Here is a 23,796-nt window from a genome sequence, read left to right as displayed (position 1 = left end):
TGTGGGTTAAGATACAGATTATTTTATACTGACAATAGTAATTTGAAAAAAATTATGCGTGCATAGTATTATTTTCATAATCAAACAGTATAAATTCTACGATATACGCAATTAACTTAACTATAACAGTTCTTAGAAATTATCTTAAAAATTAGACTTATGTACATATAAGAGAACCACATACAAATAAAAAAGGGGCGTGAAATAAATCACGCCCCTTTTTTATATTTTAAAAATTAAATTTTATTCTACCGTAACCGATTTAGCAAGGTTTCTAGGTTGATCTACATTACAATTTCTCAATACCGCAATATGATAAGAAAGTAATTGCAAAGGAATTGTAGTTAATAACGGAGTTAGGCTTTCTAAAGTTTCAGGCACCTCGATTACATGATCTGCCAAATCTCTAACTTGCTCATCACCTTCGGTAACGATTGCTATAATCTTACCTTTTCTAGATTTAATTTCTTGAATATTACTTACTACCTTTTCGTAATGCCCCTTTTTAGTTGCTATTACAAAAACTGGCATATGTTCATCAATCAATGCTATAGGACCATGCTTCATTTCTGCCGCTGGATAACCTTCTGCATGTATATAACTTATCTCTTTTAATTTAAGAGCACCTTCTAAAGCTACGGGAAAATTATATCCTCTTCCTAAATAAAGACAATTTGTCGAATCTTTATATACATCAGCAATAATTTCAATTAAAGTGTTAGACTCTAAAGATTTTTCCACTTTACTTGGTATGGTCTCCAATTCAGTTAAATACTCATGGTATCTAGATTCAGAAAAAACTCCCTTCGCCTTAGCTAATTTTAATGCTATAAGTGTAAGAACCGTAATTTGTGTCGTGAATGCTTTTGTTGAAGCAACTCCTATTTCTGGACCTGCATGTGTATAAGCACCAGCATCTGTTTCTCTCGCTATAGATGACCCTACTACATTGCAAACACCAAATACAAAAGCACCTTTCTCTTTAGCAAGCTTAATAGCTGCTAAAGTATCTGCCGTTTCACCTGACTGCGAAATTGCAATTAAAATATCTTTATCTGTTATTACAGGGTTTCTGTACCTAAATTCAGATGCATATTCCACCTCAACAGGTATTCTTGCTAAATCTTCAAATATATATTCAGCAACCAAACCTGCATGCCATGAAGTACCACAAGCAACTATAATTATTCTGTTTGCATTAAGAAATTTCTCTAGGTTCAGATCAATTCCCGCCATTCTAATCAAGCCTTGATCTGCCAACAAACGACCTCTATAAGTGTCCTTTATAGCCCTAGGTTGTTCATAAATTTCCTTTAACATAAAGTGATCGTAACCACCTTTCTCTATTTCTTCTAGATTCATCTGAAGTTCCAAAATTCTTGGATACGCAACAGCATCATCTTTTATTTTTCTAAGTTTAATTTCTTTTCCCAGCCTAATAATCGCCATTTCTTCATCTTCTAAATAAACAGCATTATTTGTAAACTCTATAAATGGAGATGCATCGGAAGCAATAAAAAACTCTTCTTCACCTATACCAATTGCCAAAGGACTACCTAGCTTAGCCACAACAATCTCATCTGGTTTCTCTTTATCAAATACTGCAATAGCATATGCCCCAACTACTTGGTTAAGAGCAATCTGTACGGCTTTACCTAATTTTACATCTTCAGTTTTTTTAACCTCTTCAATAAGATTGACCAATACCTCTGTATCAGTATCCGACTGAAATGTATAACCTCGTTTTGTTAATTCTTGTTTAATGGCCTCATAATTTTCAATGATTCCATTATGTATAATTACTAAATCTCCTGAATTAGAATAATGCGGGTGAGAATTCACATCATTTGGAACACCGTGTGTAGCCCAGCGCGTATGCCCTATACCTATACTACCAGCTTGAGAGATACTTTTAGACTTATTTTTTAAATCTTCAACCTTACCTTTTGTTTTGGCAAGATTTATTTGATTACCATCATATAATGCTATACCAGCACTATCATAACCTCTATATTCTAATCTCTGAAGTCCTTTAATTATAATAGGAAAAGCATCCCTATGACCTATGTATCCAACTATTCCACACATAATACTATCTCTTTGAAAATTTTATTTCTAATTTAATCGCACGTTATACATACGAACATGCTCAAAATTTAGACTATTTAAAAAATACAACGTTAATTATCTAGAAGTTGTATATCAATTTATCAATAAAAAGACATTATCATTAAATATCTGATTATTCAGCCTTGGTATAAGAAATTTCCAATTTTAATCTTTTATCAAAATTAGGATCAGCAGCATCAATATTACTACCGTATAAAATAGTACCTAATGGAGTAATGGTAGAAGTAATAGCCAATTCTTTTTCTCCGCTAGTCACCTTTGCATCAGCAATATTCCAGTTTTGGATATCTGTTGTCAAAGTTAAGGCCAGTGTGGCATTAGCAGAATCTCTCACAATCATATTATTTATATGATCTGTTATTTTTACAGAATACTGAACCCCTTGATCATTAGACTTTTCTATGACCCCATCATAATTAAGATAAGCACCAAATAAAGTAGAAGATTCGAGATCCGTCTGTTCAGTAAATGTATTTATCAATGGAAAATTATTCTCTGAGTTATACAAGTAAAGACGTGGCGGATCCAATTCACTACCTACAGCATCTAATTGATCTCTATCTATATAAAAAATTAAATTTGCCTCATTAATTACCCAATTCTCACTTCTTATTTGCTCCACAATATTTTCACCACCATCTTCTTCAAATAAATTAATTTCAGCATAAGTACCTGGTCCTCCTTTAAGGTAAATTCTAGAAGCGTTCTCACCATTATCTAAAGCCTGTAAAATCTGAGGTCCATAATTTTCAGTAATTATTGTGTTAACCGCATTACCAGCGACTCCTGAAGTAAGTTGTGATAAAAATGAAAAAGTAAAATCAGTTTCTAAAACATTGTTAGGATTATCATCTGTCAAATCGTCTGTAGTACCATTAGTGTCATAATTAGTATAACTATAAGTCATAGTTATGTTAGAACTTTTAAGATCGAACATAAACATTACATCATTGCCAGTCTCATCAACAATAGAAAAATGTAGTCCACGTATAAAGTCGGTAAAATTAGATTGACTTATTAATTCAGAATCACCTTCTTTATCTAAAATATTATTTTGAAAAAATTCGTTGTTTAACGCCACTCTAATTCCTGGCTGTAGTTTAGTAAAGGTTTCTGATTCATCTACATCTTCTGTGTCTTCATCATCTTCATTACGAATTAAAATTTCTTCATCGCTTATTTCTACAACTCCTTCAAATAAAGGATCACCCGTTACGAAATCTGGTGAAAATACTTGATTTGAATAAAACGATTGAGCTTCTTGAAAACTGGCATTAGGATCCAAATCACGTAAAAAAAATGTTGAGCGCTCTACCTTTAAATCAAACGAAGGTAAAGGAGATTTACTTACATCGTCGTAATTACTACCATTTATATAAATACTATCTAATTCAACTTTTTCAGCAAAATTATCCGAAAATATAGTAGACCCATCAATATCGTTCAATCCGTCACGATCAGCGTCTACACTAGTAGCGTCTAATGGATCAGTACTAGACGCTGTTTCAATAATATTTGAAACTCCATCATTATCATTGTCGTTATCACTATTTTCAGGCTCATCATCAAATTCATCTGAAACCCCATCGCTATCACTATCCAATGAACTAGTATTTGTTAAAAAAGGAATATACAAGTACACCTCTTTAATAGTTTCATTTTCCTGAACAGTAGTAATTGCTTCATCTGTTAAACCCTCTCTATCTTCTTTATCTTGTGAAAAGCTCCCAAATGAAGGGTTTGCTGTACTAAGAAAAAATTGAGAAGTAACAGACGCCTCTGTTTTACCATAAACCGGATCAATATAAGTACCTAATTGATAGATTGGCAATTTATTGGTTTGTACCGCTTCAATATTTTTGTTAAAAGCAAAAACATCATAAACCTCTGTACCAGTTGTAAATGGCTCATTACCAACAACACCCGAACCTACGGTCGTTAAATCTTGCTCACAAGAAGCCAAAAGACCCAACATCAAAAACAATCCCAAATATTTAGGGAAAGCGGACTTAGCAATAAAATTCATTCAGATTATTTTAAAACTTCGGTGTTATAAAAATTAGCATAAGCCTCTTCAAACTCTTGAACAGGGACATATGGCAACACTGGTTTTTCTTGGTCAGAAATATGATTTTCTAGTTCTTCCGGAATATCCTCCGAAGCTAAAATAACAGCATCAGAATAATCAACAGCTACCTTTAACAAATTATTATATGTTGGTTCTCCTAAAGATGCAATCTCTTCTTCTGGAATACCATCAAAAGAAATCCTTTTTACCATATCCTTATCTAAAGAACCTTCAAAAGTTTTACCATAAACCGATAATACAATTTTACTGTCAGCAAAAAGTGGCTCATCAGCATAATACTTCTTAAGATATAACGGCAATAAACTTGCCATCCACCCGTGAACATGAATAATATCTGGAGACCAGTTTAATTTCTTAACCGTTTCCATAACTCCTTTAGCAAAGAAAATTGCACGTTGGTCGTTATCTGGAAAAAGATTTCCTTGCTTGTCCGTAAACGTTGCCTTACGCTTAAAGTACTCTTCGTTATCTATAAAGTAAACTTGAATTCTCTCTTTTGGAATTGATGCCACCTTAATGATCAATGGCATATCCATATCATTAATGACCAAGTTCATACCTGATAGTCTAATTACTTCGTGCAATTGATGCCTTCTCTCATTAATGTTCCCATATCTAGGCATGAAAATCCTGATCTGACCACCATTGCTGTTGACCATTCTAGGTGCTTCATAAGACATTAGGGAAACTTCGTTTTCGGGTAAGTAAGGAACTAATTCAGAAGATACAAATAATATCTTTTTACCATTCATAAAGGTTATATTTTATTTTTCACTGGAACGCAACTGCAAAATTACAAAAAATATAGAGATTAGCAGTAATTATAGTAAGTTTGCTCGCTAATGAACTTTTCAATGCCGGTAATAAAGACCAAAACCAAGCTCAAAGAAGAACTTAATAATTTAAGCAACAAACTAGACTTAGGTCTTGTACCCACTATGGGCGCGCTTCATAAAGGTCATACATCGCTTATTAAAAAAGCGGCTGAGCAAAATAAGAATGTTGTGGTAAGTATTTTTGTAAACCCAACACAATTCAACAACAAGGAAGATTTAGACAAATACCCAAAAACGATAGATGCCGACATACAACTAATTTCTTCGATTTCTGATAAAATTATCATTTTCACTCCAGAAGTTTCTGAAATATATCCTGATATTATTGTTCCAAAGATTTATGATTTTGAAGGATTGGACAAAGTTATGGAAGGTGAATTCAGGGATGACCATTTTAACGGTGTTGGTACTATTGTTGAAGAATTGCTAAATGTGGTACAACCTTCAAAAGCTTATTTTGGAGAAAAAGATTTTCAACAATTACGCATTATTCAAAAACTTACCGAAATACAGCATATACCCGTAGAAATAATAGGTTGCGAAATTGTTAGGGAAGACCATGGTTTAGCAATGAGTTCTAGAAATGAAAGGTTAAGCAAAAACATACGACAAAAAGCAGCATTTATTTACGAAACGCTAAAGACTGCCAAAAATAAATTTGGCACGGAAAATGCACTAAACGTTAAAGATTGGGTGATTAATCAATTTGAAAACAATCATGATTTTCAACTAGAATATTTTGACATCACCGATGTTGAAACATTAACCCCAATGAAGAATAAAATAAATAATGTAAAATACAGGGCGTTTATTGCCGTTTACGTGGAAGACGTAAGACTAATTGATAATATAGCCCTAAATTAAAATAAGATATGCAAATAGAAGTAGTTAAATCAAAAATACACCGTGTAAAAGTAACTGGTGCCGATCTTAATTATGTTGGCAGCATTACTATCGATGAAGATTTAATGGATGCCGCAAATTTTATTCGTGGCGAAAAAGTTCAGATTGTCAATAACAATAATGGCGAAAGATTAGAAACCTATATTATTCCTGGACCAAGAAAAAGTGGAGAAATTACGCTAAATGGAGCAGCCGCAAGAAAAGTATCTGTTGGTGACATTTTAATTTTAATTTCTTATACTTGGATGGATATTGAAGATGCAAAGAAATTTAACCCTTCATTGGTTTTCCCTAATGAAGCAAACAACCTTTTAACCTAACATTGACTAATTCGCTAAAAAAAAATCTTAAGATCATACTCCCAATTGTATTAGGAGTTTTTTTAGTTTGGTACTCTTACAATTCAACTACACCAGAAAATAGAAAACAAATCATTTTCTACATAAAAGAGGCTAATCCACTTTATGTTTCCCTTTCTATTTTACTAGGTATTTTAGGGCATATTTCTAGAGCGGTTAGATGGAATTACCTTCTTGAACCCCTAGGTTACAAGCCAAAACTCGTCAATAACATTCTTATCATCCTAACATCTTATTTTGCCAATTTAGGTATTCCAAGAACAGGTGAAATATTAAGGGCCACAGCACTGACTACTTATGAAAACGTACCTTTTGAAAAAGGTTTTGGCACCATTGTAACTGAAAGGGTTATTGATGTAATTATGCTTCTTCTAGTAGTAACCATTGCATTTTTACTACAAACAGATGTTATTATGGGCATTCTCCAAGAACGTGGTTTCAATGCAACCGGACTCATATTTCTTGGATTGGGTGGAGTAGCTCTATTCTTTGTTTTTATTTTTATCATAAAAAAATCTAAGAATGCATTTGCCTTAAAAATAAAAACATTTATAAAAGGACTTCTTGACGGAGTGTTCAGTATTTTTAAAATGAAAAATAAATGGCTGTTTATTTTTCATACTTTCTTCATCTGGGGATGCTATATCGGCATGCTTTGGATTATAAAATTTACGGTTCCAGAAACCATATCACTAACGCTTAGCCAACTCTTGGTAGCCTTTGTGGCTGGGGCTTTCGCCATGGCAACCACTAACGGTGGCATAGGTCTTTACCCTATTGCAGTGAGTAGCGCTCTTGCCATCTTTGGAATAAGTGCAGTATCTGGTGATGCCTTTGGTTGGATTATATGGATAGCCCAGACGCTAATGATAGTTGTTTTTGGTGCAATATCTTTTCTTTTATTACCGTTATTGAACCGTAGTAAATAGTTACTTTCAACTTATAATTATTTTTTATGCGCTTTGTATCTTTAGTATTCGCACTTTTATTTGGGATAACTTCCTATTCTCAAGTAACTCAAGAAATCTTCGAATCTTTTAAACTTCAAGAACGAAGAGATGTAAATTACTACTTTCCTGAAAACATGGATGAAACCAAAAAGTACCCTTTAATCATTGTACTTGACGGTGATTATCTTTTTGAACAAGTAGTGGCAAATTCAAAATTCTATAGTCGTTTTCATGGAATGCCACAAAGTATAGTTGTAGGTATCAACCAAAGTGATAATGATCTTAGATATGAAGATTGTGCATTTGACCCAGATAGCGGACTCCCTTCTGAAAAAGGTAAAAGCTTTTATGAGTTTATTGGCATGGAACTTATTCCCTATCTAGATCTTAACTATAGTACTGCGCCATTTAAAATGATCGTTGGATATGATATTACCGCTAGTTTCATGAACTATTGGTTGTTTAAGGATAATTCTATATTTGATGGTTATGTAAGTATCTCACCTACTCTTGCACCAGAGATGGAAAGTAGAGTACCTATGAGATTAGGTATCATTGAAGATCAAATTTTCTACCAACTTATTGTTGAAGGCGAAGCTAGCAATGACAAGCAACGAATTCTAACAATGGACAAGGAACTTAAAGCCATTAAAAAAGAATCTTTACATTATTTCTTTGATGAATATTCTAATGCAGATCATATTTCTGTTGCTACCTATGGCATTGGAAAAGCGTTTGATAATATTTTTGGAATGTTCAAACCTATTAGCCCAAAGGAATACAAAACTCAAATACTAACTAGTGAAGAGCCGGTCTATGACTATTTAGAAAATAAATACCAAGGTATTGTAGACATGTTCGGTTTTAGCAAGCCTGTTGAATTAAACGACATTATGGCAATATATGCAGCATCTAGAAAGAAAGAAGATTTTGAGTCGTTAAAACCTTTATCTGACTTGTGTAAAAAAGAATACCCACAAACTATGTTAGGTTTTTATTTTGAAGCTGAGTATTACGAACAACTTGGTGAACCTAAAAAAGCATTAAGAACATTTGAAAAGTCATTTCAAATGGAAGAAATAGATTTTTTAACTAAAGAAATGGCCCTTGAAAAAATGGATGCACTAAAAGCCGATTTCGGTTTTTAAAGATTATAATATTAAAAAACGGCTAGTCCCAAATTAGCCTAACCTACTTAATTATGATTAAAATTGACGCAATGTACTTCGTATTCTCCGGAGTGCTCTTTACTTACTTTGGACTCAAAGGAGAGTTCATTTTAGCTTATAACGGTATTGCCCTATTTATGGCGTGGGCATCATTTTTCCTCGCCTTTAGTGCTTTTAAAAAAGAGAAGTCCGGTGAAAATTAAACCATATTTTCATTCTTAAACTCTATCATTTCAAACTTCTTGCTACCTTTAGCTTTTTCGATAAAAGCTAAAGATGGCCAAAACTAAAACTGCGTTTTTTTGTCAAAATTGTGGTACTCAATACGCCAAATGGGTAGGACAATGCTCTGCCTGTAAACAATGGAACACCGTTGTTGAAGAGGTGGTACAAAAAGAAGAGAAGACTAGTTGGAAAACCCCTACCCAAACAACTAAAAGAGTTTCTAAACCTCTTTTGGTCAATGAAATCAGTATTGAGAAAGAAGTGCGCCTAAATACTTTTGACCTAGAATTCAATAGAGTTCTGGGAGGCGGCTTAGTTCCTGGTGCATTGGTACTATTAGGCGGTGAACCCGGTGTTGGAAAAAGCACCCTACTTCTTCAAATAGCATTAAAATTACCTTATAAAACGCTTTATGTTTCTGGTGAAGAAAGCCAAAAACAAATTAAAATGCGTGCCGATAGAATTCACCCAAATAGCCAAACCTGCTTTATTCTAACGGAAACTAAAACCCAAAACATTTTTAAACAAATAGAAGCGACAGAACCGGATATTGTTGTTATCGATTCTATACAAACACTTCACTCAGACTATATTGAATCTGCTGCAGGTAGTATTTCTCAAATACGAGAATGTACCGCCGAACTTATAAAATTTGCAAAAGAAACCAATACACCCGTTATATTAATTGGGCACATTACCAAAGACGGATCCATTGCAGGACCAAAAATTCTAGAACATATGGTGGATACTGTTCTTCAATTTGAAGGTGATCGCAATTATGTATATCGTATTTTGAGGTCGCTAAAAAATAGATTTGGATCAACTGCAGAACTTGGTATTTACGAAATGCAAGGTAGTGGATTACGCGAAGTCAACAATCCATCTGAAGTATTGATTTCCAAAAATGACGACGGCTTAAGTGGTACTGCAATTGCCTCTACCGTAGAAGGTATGCGACCTTTACTTATAGAAATTCAAGCACTAGTCAGTACAGCTGTTTATGGAACACCTCAACGTTCTACTACAGGCTATAACGCCAAACGATTAAATATGCTATTGGCAGTGTTAGAAAAACGTGCAGGATTTAAACTGGGCGCTAAAGATGTTTTCCTGAATATAACCGGAGGCATATCTGTAGATGACCCGGCTATTGATCTGGCCGTCATTGCTGCCATTTTATCCAGTAATGAGGATATACCTATTGATAAAGGAATTTGCTTTGCTGCCGAAGTTGGACTTGCCGGAGAAATTAGACCTGTACAGCGCGTGGAGCAACGCATATTAGAAGCTGAAAAACTAGGTTATGACACCATTATAATTTCAAAAAGCAATAAAATAGGTCTGAAATCGACAAAAATCAAAATATTATTAGCGTCCAAAATCGAAGAGGTTACAAATAATTTATTTAACTAGCGCTTATCTCGCATTATTCTAGCTAAAACCATAATAATTACAATCACTACTAAGATTAAGACTATTTGTCCAAAACCGACTTTTAAAATAATTAGGCTATCCATTCTAAGGCGCAGGATTAGGAATTGAATTATGGATGGTTTCTATTTCTTTCAAAACATCTTCAGATAAATCAATATTGATACTGCCAATATTTTCCTCTAACTGTCTTAAACCAGTAGCCCCAATAATTGTACTGGTCACAAAAGGTCTCGTATTTACGAATGCCAATGCCATTTGCGCTAAGGTAAGACCATTGGCTTGTGCCAAATCATAATACCTTTTGGTAGCCTCAACCGCTCTATCGCCTATATATCTATTATATTGAGGAAACAAGCTTAACCTAGAGCCTTCTGGCATTCTATCTCCTAAATACTTGCCGCTTAATGCTCCGAAACCCATTGGAGAATATGCCAATAGACCTACTTGCTCTCTCATAGAGATTTCGGCCATGCCCACCTCAAACAATCTATTCAATAGACTATATGGATTTTGAACGGTTATGGTTCTTGGCAATGTTCCATGAACTTTACTTTCCTCTAAAAAGCGCATGGTTCCCCATGGTGTTTCATTAGAAATACCTACATGCTTTATTTTACCTTCTCGTATTAAATCACGGAAGGTTTCTAAAACTTGATGAATATTATCTTCCCAATGATCAGATATATCATGCTTATAACCTCTTTGACCAAAATAATTGGTACTCCTATCTGGCCAATGTAATTGATACAAATCAATATAATCTGTTTGCAAACGCTGTAAACTTCCCTCTACAGCTTCAATAATAGATTCTCTAGTGAAACCGCTAGTACGAATAAACTTCGTCATTTCAGCTTTTCCAGCAATTTTGGAAGCTAGAACAATATCTTCTCTATTACCATTTTTCTTAAACCAATTACCAATAACCTTCTCTGTAGCGGCATATCTATCTTTATGTGCCGGAACAGGATACAACTCTGCCGTATCTAAAAAATTAACACCCTTATCTAGAGCATAATTGATTTGTTCATGACCTTCCTCTTCGGTATTTTGATTACCCCAGGTCATAGTACCCAAACATATTTTACTTACTTCAATATCTGTATGTGGTAAATTGGTATAGATCATTTAGCTTAAAATTTGCAAACTTAAGAAGCAAAACTACTAAATATTTTTAGTGTGTTTGTATCCATTTCGTTAACTCTGTACCTCTATTAAAATAGGACAGTGATCACTGTGCTTCGCTTCTGATAAAATTACAGATCTAGACAACCTGTCTTTTAGTGTGGAAGCCACCATGGCATAATCTAAACGCCAACCCTTATTATTATTTCTGGCATTGGCTCTATAACTCCACCACGTATAATTATTTGGTTCAGAATTAAACTCCCTAAAACTATCTATAAATCCGCTTTTCATGAAATCTCCTATCCATTCCCGTTCTACAGGTAAAAATCCCGATACGTTTTTTAATCCCACAGGATTATGAATATCTATGGCTTCATGACAAATATTATAATCCCCTAAAACTATTAGATTAGGATTTGTCTTTTTAAGGGTATTGGCATACTCTTGAAAATCTGCCATATATGTAAGTTTAAAATCTAATCGCTCCATGTTGGTACCTGAGGGCAAATACATACTCATAATGGAGATATCTCCAAAATCTGCACGAATATTTCTTCCCTCAAAATCCATATACGATATACCTGTGCCAAAAACTACGTTGTCTGGCTGGGTCTTAGAAAGTATAGCGACACCACTATATCCTTTCTTTTGAGCACTATACCAATAATTATACTTGTAACCCGCTTCTTCAAATAAAGAAAGATCAAGTTGGTCCTCGTTGGCCTTAATTTCTTGTAGACAAACTACATCTGGGGATACAGCAACTAACCATTCCAAAAACCCTTTTCTTAATGCCGCCCTTATTCCATTTACATTATAGGATATAATCTTCATCGATTTACTTTTTGTTTAAAAATAAAAAAGAGTTAATAATTTAAGGTGTATACTTTCTATTAAAATCATAATTTCACAGCATCAAATTTTTTTTATCTTTTAAAACGCATATTATGAATAAGTTCATTTTTTCTATTATAGTATTATTTATATCAGCTTCTTCTTTTGCACAAGCTTACCACAACAATGAAAATAGCCATGAGGTAAAATTGAATATCGGTCAATTTTTGGTAACCTCAACAGTTGAATTTGGTTATGAATATTACATAAACGAAGATACAAGTATTGGAGGAACACTATATTTTGATGGGAAATCAACCGATTACAATGGTAATTTTGGAATAGGACCTAACTTAAGAGCTTATTTTGGTTACGGACCAAAAAGTGGTCTTTTTGCTGAAGTGTTCGGTCTTTATTATACAGGTGAAGATGATGAGGACACTGCAAACATAGGTAATAGAAACTACGATTACTCTACCATAGCGCTTGGTCTTGGAGGTGGATATAAATGGGCTACTAGAAGTCAAAAATTCACTATTGAATTAAATGGAGGACTGGGAAGAAACATTAATCCAGAAGATTTTCAAGATGATTTTATGTTTAAGGCCGGTTTGTCTTTAGGTTACCGCTTTTAATGGGTATTTTTGAGGATTAACCGCCTATGAAGAGAATATTTCAACTATTACTAATAATATCAGTTACTACCTTAAATCTTTCTGCTCAAAATACTATCAAAAATGATAGTATTACCCAATTGAACGAAGTAATTGTTGTAGATACGCTAACGGCTAAAAATGCTATTGGCATTATACCCTCACAAACTATTGGCGCTGATACATTTTCCAATTATAGTCCTGTAGACTTCATTAGCTCCATTAATCAAATTTCTGGTCTTTATGCCTTATCTGGAGCACTGAATACCAATAGAATAACAATTAGAGGTGTTGGTTCTAGAACATTATACGGCACAGATAAGCTAAGACTTTACTACAACAACATTCCTATTACGAACGGAACAGGCTCGTCAACCATAGAAGCTTTTGATTTGGAAAACCTTACTTCAATTGAAGTAATTAAAGGACCCAAGGGAACAGGATTTGGAACTAATTTGGGTGGAGCCATTATTTTAAACACGAAACAAACAAGTAATCAACCTACCAAATTTACCAATAACACTACGGTAGGTTCTTACGGACTATTTAAAAATAGTTTAGGATTTACACATTCTCAAGATAATTTTTATATGACCTTTCAATATGGTCATATGGAAATAGATGGATACCGCGAAAACAATAGATTTGAACGTGACGGATTTCTTCTTAACACCATTTTCAAACTTTCAGAAAAAAGTGAAGTCGGACTTTTGATAAATCATATTGATTACTCGGCTCAAATAGCTAGCTCTATAAGTCAAGAAGATTTCGATGAAGACCCTACTCAAGCTGCCTTTACTTGGAAATCATCCAAAGGATACGAAGATAACAACTATAGCCTTATAGGACTTTCTCATACCTATTATGCAAATTCTAATTTAAAAAACACCACTAGCCTATTCTATACTTATTTAGACCATTATGAGCCTGCACCGTTTAATATTTTAGATGAATACACAACTGGTTATGGGTTTAGAACATTGTTCTCTGGCAATATAGCTGTTTCTCAAAATACGCTTTCATACACCTTTGGTGGTGAGCTATACAAAGATGAATATTCATGGGGAACTTTTAATAATCTATATCAAGAAAATAATGGTAATGGAAGCTTGCAAGGAGAAAGACTTTCTCAAAATAAAGAATTTAGAAACCAACTAAATGGTTTTGCTACGGCATCCTATTCTTTTACAGATAAACTTACAGCTCAATTAGGGTTAAATATCAATAAAACTCAATATGACTATAGAGATATTTTCAACACAGGTGAAAGCAACACTAGTGCCAATAGAGATTTTAATACACTATTCTTACCAAGTTTAGATGTTAATTATGCTATTACACCAACAAACCAACTGTATGCAAATATTAGTCGCGGATTTTCAAATCCTAGTTTAGAAGAAACACTAACCCCTGACGGAATCATAAATCCTGACATCCTTCAAGAGACAGGCACTAACTATGAATTAGGCATCGTACACAAAAGTAAAGACGAAAAACTAAAGTTGGAAGTCGCTGCTTATATTATGCCAATTAAAAACCTACTGGTTGCCAACCGTGTCGGAGACAACCAATATATAGGGCGCAATGCCGGCAAGACCAAACATCAAGGTATTGATTTAGACTTAAATTATCGAATTGACCTTAACGAGAAAATAAACATTTCACCATTTATAAGCTATACATATAGTAATCACAAATTTGTAGATTTTACTGATGATGAAGCTAGTGAAGATTATTCTGGAAATGATTTGACCGGGGCACCAAAAAACAAGCTGAATTCAGGTATTCAAACTAATTTTGGAAATGGTTTATTTATAAATATTACTCATCAATTTATTGACGAAATTCCTTTAACAGATGCAAATTCCCTTTATAGTGATTCTTTTAGCCTATTAAATATTAAACTAGGCTATAAAAATAATATATCCGACAGAATAAGAATGGGGTTAGATTTTGGCATTAACAACATTACCGATACTAAATATGCACAATCGGTCTTAATAAATGCAACCGGATTTGGAGGTAATGCCCCAAGGTATTTCTACCCTGGGAACAATATTAATTATTATGGCGGTGTAAAGCTGAACTACACTCTTTAATCTATTCCATTTTCTTTAACCAGGTTCTCATATCAACAGCATCATGAATAATGCCTTTTAATGCTGATATGGCCACACGTTCCTGTTCCATAGAATCTCTATGTCTAATGGTGACTGTTTGGTCTTCTAATGATTGATGATCAACTGTGATACAGAAAGGGGTGCCATTAGCATCTTGCCTTCTGTAACGTCTACCTACTGCATCTTTTTCATCATAGGTTACATTGAAATCCCACTTAAGGTCATCTACGATACTATGTGCTATTTCTGGCAAACCGTCCTTTTTAAGCAAAGGTAAAATAGCAGCCTTAATAGGCGCTAAAACAGCTGGTAATTTAAGAACTATTCTAGTCGTATTATTCTCCAATTCCTCTTCTTTAAGCGAGTTAGAGAATACCGCCAAGAACATCCTGTCTAAACCAATAGAGGTTTCTAAGACATAAGGCACATAGTTCTTATTTACTTCATGATCAAAATATTGCAATTTTTTACCAGAGAATTTTTCATGACTACTCAAATCAAAATCGGTACGAGAGTGTATTCCTTCTAATTCTTTAAATCCGAATGGGAAACGAAATTCAATATCTGACGCTGCATCAGCATAATGAGCTAATTTCTCATGATCATGAAATCGATAATTATCTTGACCTAAACCAAGTGATAAGTGCCACTTCATTCTTTTTTCTTTCCAGACTTCATACCACTCTTTCTGAGTACCTGGCTGAATAAAGAATTGCATTTCCATTTGTTCGAACTCACGCATTCTAAAAATGAACTGTCTTGCAACAATTTCATTTCTAAATGCCTTACCGGTCTGTGCTATTCCGAAAGGAAGCTTCATACGACCAGATTTCTGAACATTCAAAAAGTTCACAAAAATACCCTGTGCAGTTTCGGGTCTAAGGTAAAGATCCATAGCGCTTTCTGCATTAGCACCTAATTTTGTACCGAACATTAGATTAAACTGCTTTACATCTGTCCAGTTTTTAGAACCCGACATAGGGCAAGCGATATCCAACTCTTCAATAAGCGCTTTTACATCAGCTAAATCTTCATTTTGCAAAGATTTCCCCAACCTGCTTAAGATTGTTTTTCCTTGATCTTGATAATCAACTACACGCTGATTGGTCTGTAAAAACTGTTCTTTATCAAAAGCATCACCAAAACGTTTTGCAGCTTTTTTGACCTCCTTTTCAATTTTAGCATCAATTTTAGCGACATAGTCTTCAACTAAAACATCTGCTCTATATCTCTTTTTAGAATCTTTATTATCTATTAACGGATCATTAAAAGCATCTATATGCCCAGAAGCTTTCCACGTTAATGGATGCATAAAAATTGCAGCATCTAACCCAACAATATTATCATTGAGCTGTACCATTGCCTTCCACCAATAGTCTCGTATATTCTTTTTAAGTTCAACACCATTTTGACCATAATCATAAATAGCGCTTAAACCATCATAAATTTCACTAGATTGAAATACATAACCGTATTCCTTTGCGTGAGAAATTACACGCTTAAAATCATCTTCTTGCTTTGCCATGTGGCAAAAATAGAACAATAGCCCAAAAAAAAAATAATTATTTCAATTCAAATTCAGAAGAAGTAATTAAACGCTCGTCTTCAAACACATTTAAAGTATAATTACCGTCCATCAAAGAACCTTCTGGTATGGTAATAGACTCACAAATTGGAGAATCTAACCCTGTAAATATAAATTCAACTCTTTTGCTGTAAACGTTACCGTTTACTGTAATAGTATTGGCATTGTCCTCTATGATTTGTTTATTGGGATCTAAAAATTGTAAATAAATAACCTTTTCATTTCCCGCCTCACTTTCATCTGCCAATATCGTAACGCAACCTCTTAATTTTTCAATAATTGAAGCCTTATTGGTTTTTATTGGCTTAGTATTTCTAACTAATCTAAAACCACTGCCCTCAGAGCCAGCCATTTTTAAATAGCTCTTAGTTTTTAATTTCTGATTAAGCTCTAATATCTTTCTTCTTTGTAAAGCTTCTGCTTCTGCTAAAGAATTACTGTTAGTTCTAAGGTTTTCTATTTGCTTACGAGATTCATCATACTTATCTGTAAGTAACATATTATTATACCTTAAAAAATTGTTCTTTAAAATTAAACTATCGTTCTTAGATTCTAACCTACGCAATTCTGTTTTAAACTCTCTTAATTTTTGAACCGTAAAATTTAAACGTCCGACAGAATCTAAAAGCTCTTGTACTTTGAACTTAGAATCTTGCAATTCAATTTCGTTCATTTCACTTTTAGCAGACAACCTAGCCACATCTGCTTTCATAATGGTTAAGTCTTTCACCAGAATAGCCTTTTCGTCTTCTAAGAAGTCTATTTGAGCATTTGATTGGGCATAACTGTAGTAAAACGCAATTAATAATGCTAAAAGAACTGCAACAAATGCTGCAAGTATTATTTTATAATTGAATTTGTTATCTTGACTGTCCATTTAAAAAAGGGGCTGTAGGTGGTTTAATCTGTAAAATTTGATGAAAAACAGAATTTCAAATATACTAAAGGATGTTACCAACATACTGTTACCAATATCATGTTTTGGATGTAATGCTCGATTATATAGAGGAGAGGTTCTTCTCTGTACATCTTGCCGACATCAATTGCCTCTTACCGAGTATACCTTTAACGAAGAAAATGCCGTTGACCGTATTTTTTATGGTCGAATTAACATAAAAAAAGCAAATTCATTCTTATTCTTTACCGAAATTGGAATTGTAAAAAACCTAATACATTTTTTAAAATATAAAAATCAAGAAAGTATTGGTGAATTTTTGGGCAATTGGCACGGACAAGTTTTAAAAAAGCAAGGTGATCTACCTCAAATAGATTTTGTTATCCCCGTTCCCTTACACCGAAAAAAATTAAAAAAACGCGGTTATAATCAAGTAGCACTTTTTGCAAAGCAAATTGCATTACATATTAACTCAGTTTATACAGATGACACACTAATTAAAACAGCAAATACAAAAACTCAGACCAAAAAAAATAGGCTAAATAGATGGTATGACAACAGGTCTCTGTACGAAATAAAAAATAGCGAAGCTTTAATAAACAAAACTATATTATTGGTTGATGATGTAATTACCACAGGTGCAACTTTAGAAATTTGCGCCAACACCTTCAAAGATATTGAAGGTTTGGACATTTATATTTCTAGCATGGCCGTTGTTCCAAAGAATTAGAATTCTATAAAATAAGTTGTTTCTTTGCGTTCCATAATTATACTAATGAGCAGAAAAATTTTAGGTTTCATTTTTATTTTGATTATTATATTGGTGTCTTATCAATGTGCTCAACGTGGTACTCCTACAGGTGGTCCAAAAGATATTACTCCCCCAGAATTAACTAGAGCAGACCCACCTAATTTGACAACAAATTTTAAAGGACAAAAAATTAGGCTATACTTTAATGAATTAGTGAAACTAAATGATATTCAAAAACAACTTATAATATCTCCTCCATTAAAAAATTCGCCTGTACTTTCACCTATTGGCAATGCCAACAAATATGTAGAAATCACTATTAAAGATACCTTAGAACCAAATACCACATACACTCTTAACTTTGGACAAGGTATTGTTGACAACAATGAAGAAAATCCGAAATCATTTTTTACTTATGTTTTCTCAACCGGAGATTATATAGATTCATTAGAACTTAAAGGGGTTATCAAAGACGCATTCAATAAAAAGGCAGATGACTTTGTAAGCGTAATGCTCTATAAAATCGACACAAGTTATACAGATTCTACAGTTTATAAAAAACCTCCAAATTATATTACCAACACCCTTGATAGTGCCGTGATTTTCAAGCTTAACAATCTAAAAGATGGTAAATATGCACTATTTGGATTAAAAGATGCCTCTAGCAATAATTTATTTGATCAAAAAACGGATAAAATAGGCTTTATAAATGACACAATAAATTTGCCTACAGACTCGATATATTTATTAAATCTTTTCAAAGAAATCCCTGATTATAGCGTAGCCGTACCCAGTATGGAGGCTAGTAATAGAATTAGTTTCGGATATTATGGAGAAGGCTCCAACATACTAATCGAAACAATCACTAAGATTCCAGATACCGTTAGAACCAAAATTATTAAAGATCGAGAAAAAGACACGTTGAACTTTTGGTTTACGCCCTACGCAATGGATTCCATACTATTTACCATTACGAATGAAAGTTTACAAGTAAAAGATACGTTTAAAGTAAAAAATAGAAAAGTAGCGTTTGATTCTTTGAAACTTTCAATGAGTCAAAACGGAAATATAGAAATAGACAAACCGATTAATCTTTTAAGCAACACCCCATTAGTTAGTTTTGATAGTACTAAAATAAAATTAATGGATAAAGATTCTGTCGAGATAGCTTATAACTTAAAGCTAGATACTTTAGAAAATCTAATACATTTTGATTTTCAAATCGATCCCGACCAAAGTTATAGAATGGAGTTAGTACCCGGAGCCGTAACAGATTTTTTCGAAACATCTAATGACTCTGTAGCTTATTCATTTCGCACAAAAAGTCCTGCAGATTATGGTAATCTAACTTTGAATTTAAACGGCACTAAAATTGAATACCCAATAATATTACAGCTTACAAATGAAAAGGGAGAAGTATTAAGGGAAACTTACTCTACAGAACCTCAAGCCTATAGTTTTATTAATTTAGATCCTGGTAAATATCAAGCTCGGGTAATATTTGATTCTAATGAAAATGGAAAATGGGATACGGGTAGTTTTTTGGAAAGAAGACAACCAGAAAAGATAAGTTATTACCCCAATTTGATAGAACTACGTGCTAACTGGGAAAAAATTGAAACATTTAATTTAATAGATTAAATCGATCTTGATCATTTAAAAAACGAAGCTTATTTCTTACTTCGTCTACTTCATTCTTGAATATATCAACAATTATGGTCTCTTCTTTTTCAGAAAGATTTACTAATTGACCTAATGGGTTATATAAGCTTGAGTGACCAGGGTAATTATGTCCAACATCATCTACCCCAATTCGATTTACTCCAATACAATAAACCATATTTTCAATAGCTCTAGCTTTTAAAAGAGCATCCCAAGCATTAATGCGAGGTGTTGGCCAATTTGCGACATACAATAACACATCAAAATTATCTGTATTTCTACTCCAAACAGGAAAACGCAGGTCATAACAAACCAACGGACAAATAGCAAAACCTTTATAATTTACAATTAATCGTTCTTTACCCGCCTTATATTTTTCATTTTCACCAGCCAATGTAAAAGTATGTCGCTTATCATAAGTGACATATTCCCCATCTGGCCGTACAAAAAACAACCTGTTATAATTTGCCCCATTATCCTTGAATACTATACTACCGACAATTGCAATTTTCTTCTTAGTTGCAATTTTCTTCATCCAATCCAAAGTTAATGAACCTTCCTTATTCTTTATATTTTCAGGATGCATAGTAAAACCGGTAGTAAACATTTCAGGTAATACAATTAAATCAATTTCATCATCAATTTCATCGATCTTCATACCAAACATATCCCTATTCAATTCAGGCTTTTCCCAAAATAAAGAAGATTGAATTAAGGCGATTTTAAGACTGTTTTTTTCTTGTTTCATACCTTACTCCAACAAATCAATAAAGGCATTTAACCCTTGCATCTTAGCATGATCTAAAGCTGAATTACCCCTATTATCCTTTATTGACCTATCTGCACCATTTGCAATTAACAGCTTCGCAATTTCCATACGATTAAATTGCACAGCATATATAAGGCATGTCGCACCCATGGCATTACGTTCATTTAATTGAGCCTTTTTATCTATTAAAAGTTTAGCAATATCTGTAAAACCCTTAAAACAAACACCCATTAACGCAGTATTGCCAGAAGCATCTATGGCATCAATTTTCGCTCCATTATCCAACAGTAAAGTAGCGATTTCAATTTCATCATAGTAAGTAGCTAAAATCAAAGGTGTTGAACCTCTTTGATCTTTGCTATTAATGAGAATTGGATTTTTTTCAAGCATTGACTTGACCTCGTTAAAACTACCATCTCTTATTACTTTAAAAAAAAACTCGTTCATTGTCTTAAATAATTAATTATTCTATAAAACAGCATGTTAGCATATAGTTTGTCGCAGAGGTATTTTCTTACCAATCAACTATTTTTTCTTACTTTAAAGTAAATATGTACCTTTAAAATTAAATAAAAATAATTGAAAACATTAGCCGTTGATTTTCTATTAAAAGAGTCCCCCAATGCAATTGCCATAGTCGATACTAAGTTAAACTTTATTAACTACTCTAACCAATGGCAATGCAATTTTACTAAAAACAACAATGATGTTATAGGTAAAAACCTTTTTGAGGTGATTTCTGAAGTACCGATTGATTTCAATAAAGCTGTTACTTCTGCTCTAAATAGTCAAGAAAATAAAAATAAAGGAGAGAAATTTATATTACCTAGCGGTAAAATACTTTGGTTAAAATGGAAAATTTCTCCATTGATTAACAATAATATATTAGAGGGGTTAATTATTTTTTTAGAAGATATTACTCTAGCTCAAAATGAATTAGAACTACTTCTTAAGGCTGAATCTGTAGCTAGAATAGGCGGGTGGGAAATAGATTTAATTGAAAACACAATCTACTGGACAAGAACTACCAAAAAAATTCATGAAGTTGATGAAAGTTTTGTCCCTAATTTAGAAACAGGTATTAATTTTTATAAAGAAGGATATTATAGAAATAAAATTACCGAATTAGTCAATATAGGTATAGAAACAGGTAAAGCTTGGGATATTGAACTAATTATTATTACCGCAAAAGGCAAAGAATTGTGGGTCAGAGCAATGGGAGAAGTAGAAATGTTAAATGATAAAGTGATTAGACTTTTCGGAACATTTCAAGATATTGATGAACGAAAAAAAATTGAATTAGCTAACGAGGAAATCAACGAACGTTTAAAATTAACTACAAAAACTGCTCAAATAGGTTTGTGGAATTACAATTTAATCGAGAACCAATTAACTTGGGACGATGAAATGTATAAAGTTTTTAATGTTGATAAAAATCAATTTACCGGGGTTTTAGAAGCATGGTCATCTACCATACATCCAGATGACAAAGAAAAAGCTCTTAACGCTACTAATGATGCGATCTTAGGCATAAAGGATTTCGATGAAGAATTTAGGATCAAACTCAAAGATGGTACAGTAAAATACATTAAAGGTATTTCAAAAACCATTAAGGACATTAATGGTAAAACAATTAAATTGAAAGGTGCCAATTGGGACATTACCGATTTAAGAAGTACAGAACAACAGTTAGCTAGTAGCACCAAATCTTTTGCCGAAACTTTTGAGCATTCCGCAATTGGAATGGCCCTAATAAGCCCAGAGCTTAAATGGCTCAAAGTCAACAAAAGCCTATCTAAAAGTTTAGGGTATTCTGAAAAAGAATTATTGACGATGACAGCCACAGACATAACTCACCCAGAGGACATTGATGATAGTAAAACTTTTAAAAACAATGTTTTCAATGGTAAAAGCAAAGATTTAAAACTACAAAAAAGGTACTTTCATAAAAATGGAAATATAGTATATGCCATAATTGGAGTAACCCCTGTAAAAGGGTTGGAAGGAGAACCTAATTATGCAATAACTCAATTTTTAGACATTACCGATAGAATCGAATCAGAAAAAAGATTAGAGTCGCTAGTGGAAGTTACTAAAAGTCAAAACGAAAGTCTAACTAACTTTGCACACATAGTTTCTCATAATCTTAGATCGCACTCTACTAATATGACTATGTTGTCAAAATTTCTAGGAGAAGAAAATGACGAAGAAGAGCAGAAGAATTTAAGTAAAATGATCAAGAGCGCGACTGACAGTTTATCAGAAACTATTGATCATTTAAACGATGTAGTCCAAGTAAAAACCGGAGCACTAGAAAAATTACAGAGCGTTAGTGTGATAAATACAATAAACCAAACAACAAAAAGTATAAATGTATTACTTGAAGAACAAAATGCAATCTTAGATATTGATATTTCGAAGTGTCATTTTGTAAATGCCGTACCTGCCTATTTAGAAAGTATATTTTTAAATATTCTTACAAATGCTTTAAAATATAGCTCCAAGAAAAGAACTCCTATAATTGAAATAAAATCGAAATTGACGGCAGATAATATACTTATAACTTTTACAGACAATGGTCAAGGGATTGATTTAAAAAAACACGGAGATAAAATATTTGGTATGTATAAAACCTTTCACAAACATAAAGATGCGAAAGGCATTGGTCTATTTATTACAAAAAACCAAATAGAGTCAATGAATGGTACTATTAATATTGAGAGCAAAGTCAACCAAGGAACAACTATATTTATTGAACTAAAACAGAGCTAAATTTAAAATTGATTATGAAGAAAGTTAAACTTTGCTGTATTATAGATGACGATCCTATATTCGTATACGGGACAAAAAGAATAATCAAAGAAATAGATTTTTCTGAATCTATCATAGTTTATAATAACGGACAAGATGCTCTAGACGGTTTAATGCAAGCATGTATAGCTAATGAACCATTGCCAGATGTCATATTCTTAGACCTTAACATGCCTATTTTAAATGGCTGGGAATTTTTGGATGAATTCAAAGAATGCAAAAGCAAAAGGTCTGAAAAAATTATAATCTATATTATTAGTTCATCGGTAGATCCTAGAGATTTAGAAAAGGTAAAAGACTATGAACAAGTAGATACGTATATTTTAAAACCAATTACACCAGATGATCTTACAAAAATTTTAATAAGCACAGAAGATAATTAGTTTTTAGATCAGTACTTTTTCTTGCTATCTATAAATTAATGTATCTTCTATTAGAAATCAACTATGCAAGGGCAAACTTTAATTACTTGATTTTTGATTTTAATTGAATTAAT

General features: G+C 33.0%; 21 protein-coding genes. 12 read left to right on the top strand and 9 right to left on the bottom strand.

What is annotated here, in order from left to right; translation table 11 throughout:
* Positions 1-243: 243 nt before the first annotated feature.
* The 3 genes from glmS to ACJJVP_RS07435 form a co-directional block, all read right to left on the bottom strand.
* Positions 244-2,088 (bottom strand): glutamine--fructose-6-phosphate transaminase (isomerizing), encoded by a 1,845-nt coding sequence (gene glmS / locus ACJJVP_RS07445; protein WP_405412256.1) that lies wholly within the window; start codon positions 2,086-2,088, stop codon positions 244-246.
* Between the two features lie 154 nt (positions 2,089-2,242).
* Positions 2,243-4,156 (bottom strand): DUF4270 domain-containing protein, encoded by a 1,914-nt coding sequence (locus ACJJVP_RS07440; RefSeq protein WP_405412255.1) that lies wholly within the window; start codon positions 4,154-4,156, stop codon positions 2,243-2,245.
* 5 nt (positions 4,157-4,161) lie between these two features.
* Positions 4,162-4,971 carry a glycogen/starch synthase gene (locus tag ACJJVP_RS07435; protein ID WP_405412253.1) on the bottom strand — a complete coding sequence of 270 codons (810 nt, stop codon included), beginning with the start codon at positions 4,969-4,971 and terminating at the stop codon, positions 4,162-4,164.
* A 102-nt stretch (positions 4,972-5,073) separates the two neighbouring features.
* Between ACJJVP_RS07435 and panC the strand changes: the two genes are divergently transcribed.
* The 6 genes from panC (at position 5,074) to radA (ending at position 10,074) form a co-directional block, all read left to right on the top strand.
* Positions 5,074-5,919 (top strand): pantoate--beta-alanine ligase, encoded by an 846-nt coding sequence (gene panC / locus ACJJVP_RS07430; RefSeq protein WP_405416151.1) that lies wholly within the window; start codon positions 5,074-5,076, stop codon positions 5,917-5,919.
* 8 nt (positions 5,920-5,927) lie between these two features.
* On the top strand, positions 5,928-6,278 hold the full coding sequence (panD, locus tag ACJJVP_RS07425) for an aspartate 1-decarboxylase (RefSeq protein ID WP_073240922.1): 351 nt from the start codon (positions 5,928-5,930) through the stop codon (positions 6,276-6,278).
* 2 nt (positions 6,279-6,280) lie between these two features.
* Positions 6,281-7,246 carry a lysylphosphatidylglycerol synthase transmembrane domain-containing protein gene (locus tag ACJJVP_RS07420; protein ID WP_405412252.1) on the top strand — a complete coding sequence of 322 codons (966 nt, stop codon included), beginning with the start codon at positions 6,281-6,283 and terminating at the stop codon, positions 7,244-7,246.
* Between the two features lie 26 nt (positions 7,247-7,272).
* Positions 7,273-8,415 (top strand): alpha/beta hydrolase, encoded by a 1,143-nt coding sequence (locus ACJJVP_RS07415; protein WP_405412250.1) that lies wholly within the window; start codon positions 7,273-7,275, stop codon positions 8,413-8,415.
* A 53-nt stretch (positions 8,416-8,468) separates the two neighbouring features.
* Positions 8,469-8,639, top strand: coding sequence for a hypothetical protein (locus ACJJVP_RS07410; protein WP_405412247.1), 171 nt, complete (start codon positions 8,469-8,471; stop codon positions 8,637-8,639).
* 73 nt (positions 8,640-8,712) lie between these two features.
* Positions 8,713-10,074, top strand: a complete 1,362-nt coding sequence (gene radA / locus ACJJVP_RS07405) for a DNA repair protein RadA (RefSeq protein WP_405412245.1) — start codon at positions 8,713-8,715, stop codon at positions 10,072-10,074.
* 105 nt (positions 10,075-10,179) lie between these two features.
* Here radA and ACJJVP_RS07400 read toward each other — a convergent pair whose 3' ends face one another.
* On the bottom strand, positions 10,180-11,220 hold the full coding sequence (locus tag ACJJVP_RS07400) for an aldo/keto reductase (RefSeq protein WP_405412243.1): 1,041 nt from the start codon (positions 11,218-11,220) through the stop codon (positions 10,180-10,182).
* A gap of 69 nt (positions 11,221-11,289) precedes the next feature.
* Positions 11,290-12,054 (bottom strand): exodeoxyribonuclease III, encoded by a 765-nt coding sequence (locus ACJJVP_RS07395; protein WP_405412241.1) that lies wholly within the window; start codon positions 12,052-12,054, stop codon positions 11,290-11,292.
* Between the two features lie 113 nt (positions 12,055-12,167).
* Between ACJJVP_RS07395 and ACJJVP_RS07390 the strand changes: the two genes are divergently transcribed.
* Entirely contained in the window at positions 12,168-12,689 is a 522-nt protein-coding gene (locus ACJJVP_RS07390; protein WP_405412239.1) for a hypothetical protein, read from the top strand.
* A 26-nt stretch (positions 12,690-12,715) separates the two neighbouring features.
* Positions 12,716-14,806 (top strand): TonB-dependent receptor family protein, encoded by a 2,091-nt coding sequence (locus ACJJVP_RS07385; RefSeq protein WP_405412237.1) that lies wholly within the window; start codon positions 12,716-12,718, stop codon positions 14,804-14,806.
* A 1-nt stretch (position 14,807) separates the two neighbouring features.
* Here ACJJVP_RS07385 and ACJJVP_RS07380 read toward each other — a convergent pair whose 3' ends face one another.
* Together ACJJVP_RS07380 and ACJJVP_RS07375 are read right to left on the bottom strand one after the other, a co-directional pair.
* Complete coding sequence (locus ACJJVP_RS07380; RefSeq protein WP_405412235.1) at positions 14,808-16,352, bottom strand: glycine--tRNA ligase; 1,545 nt, start codon at positions 16,350-16,352, stop codon at positions 14,808-14,810.
* 37 nt (positions 16,353-16,389) lie between these two features.
* Positions 16,390-17,289, bottom strand: a complete 900-nt coding sequence (locus tag ACJJVP_RS07375) for a hypothetical protein (RefSeq protein WP_405412234.1) — start codon at positions 17,287-17,289, stop codon at positions 16,390-16,392.
* Positions 17,290-17,329: 40 nt separating this feature from the next.
* Between ACJJVP_RS07375 and ACJJVP_RS07370 the strand changes: the two genes are divergently transcribed.
* Both ACJJVP_RS07370 and ACJJVP_RS07365 read left to right on the top strand, forming a co-directional pair.
* Entirely contained in the window at positions 17,330-18,037 is a 708-nt protein-coding gene (locus ACJJVP_RS07370) for a ComF family protein (protein WP_405412231.1), read from the top strand.
* A 45-nt stretch (positions 18,038-18,082) separates the two neighbouring features.
* A complete protein-coding gene (locus ACJJVP_RS07365; protein ID WP_405412229.1) occupies positions 18,083-19,699 on the top strand; it encodes an Ig-like domain-containing protein in 1,617 nt (538 codons plus the stop codon).
* On the opposite strand, the gene ACJJVP_RS07360 is transcribed toward ACJJVP_RS07365, so the two are convergent.
* Together ACJJVP_RS07360 and ACJJVP_RS07355 are read right to left on the bottom strand one after the other, a co-directional pair.
* Positions 19,683-20,468, bottom strand: a complete 786-nt coding sequence (locus tag ACJJVP_RS07360) for an amidohydrolase (RefSeq protein WP_405412227.1) — start codon at positions 20,466-20,468, stop codon at positions 19,683-19,685. The genes ACJJVP_RS07365 and ACJJVP_RS07360 overlap by 17 nt on opposite strands.
* A gap of 3 nt (positions 20,469-20,471) precedes the next feature.
* Complete coding sequence (locus ACJJVP_RS07355; protein WP_405412226.1) at positions 20,472-20,936, bottom strand: ankyrin repeat domain-containing protein; 465 nt, start codon at positions 20,934-20,936, stop codon at positions 20,472-20,474.
* Positions 20,937-21,068: 132 nt separating this feature from the next.
* Between ACJJVP_RS07355 and ACJJVP_RS07350 the strand changes: the two genes are divergently transcribed.
* Both ACJJVP_RS07350 and ACJJVP_RS07345 read left to right on the top strand, forming a co-directional pair.
* Positions 21,069-23,261, top strand: a complete 2,193-nt coding sequence (locus ACJJVP_RS07350) for a PAS domain S-box protein (RefSeq protein WP_405412224.1) — start codon at positions 21,069-21,071, stop codon at positions 23,259-23,261.
* A gap of 14 nt (positions 23,262-23,275) precedes the next feature.
* The gene (locus ACJJVP_RS07345) at positions 23,276-23,683 is read left to right on the top strand and encodes a response regulator (protein ID WP_405412223.1); all 408 of its coding nucleotides are present in this window, start codon (positions 23,276-23,278) and stop codon (positions 23,681-23,683) included.
* The last annotated feature ends 113 nt before the right edge of the window (positions 23,684-23,796 follow it).

It is taken from the genome of Maribacter sp. Asnod1-A12, from assembly GCF_045063735.1.
In the GTDB taxonomy this organism is placed as follows: domain Bacteria; phylum Bacteroidota; class Bacteroidia; order Flavobacteriales; family Flavobacteriaceae; genus Maribacter.
This window is presented reverse-complemented; position numbering and strand designations above follow the sequence as displayed.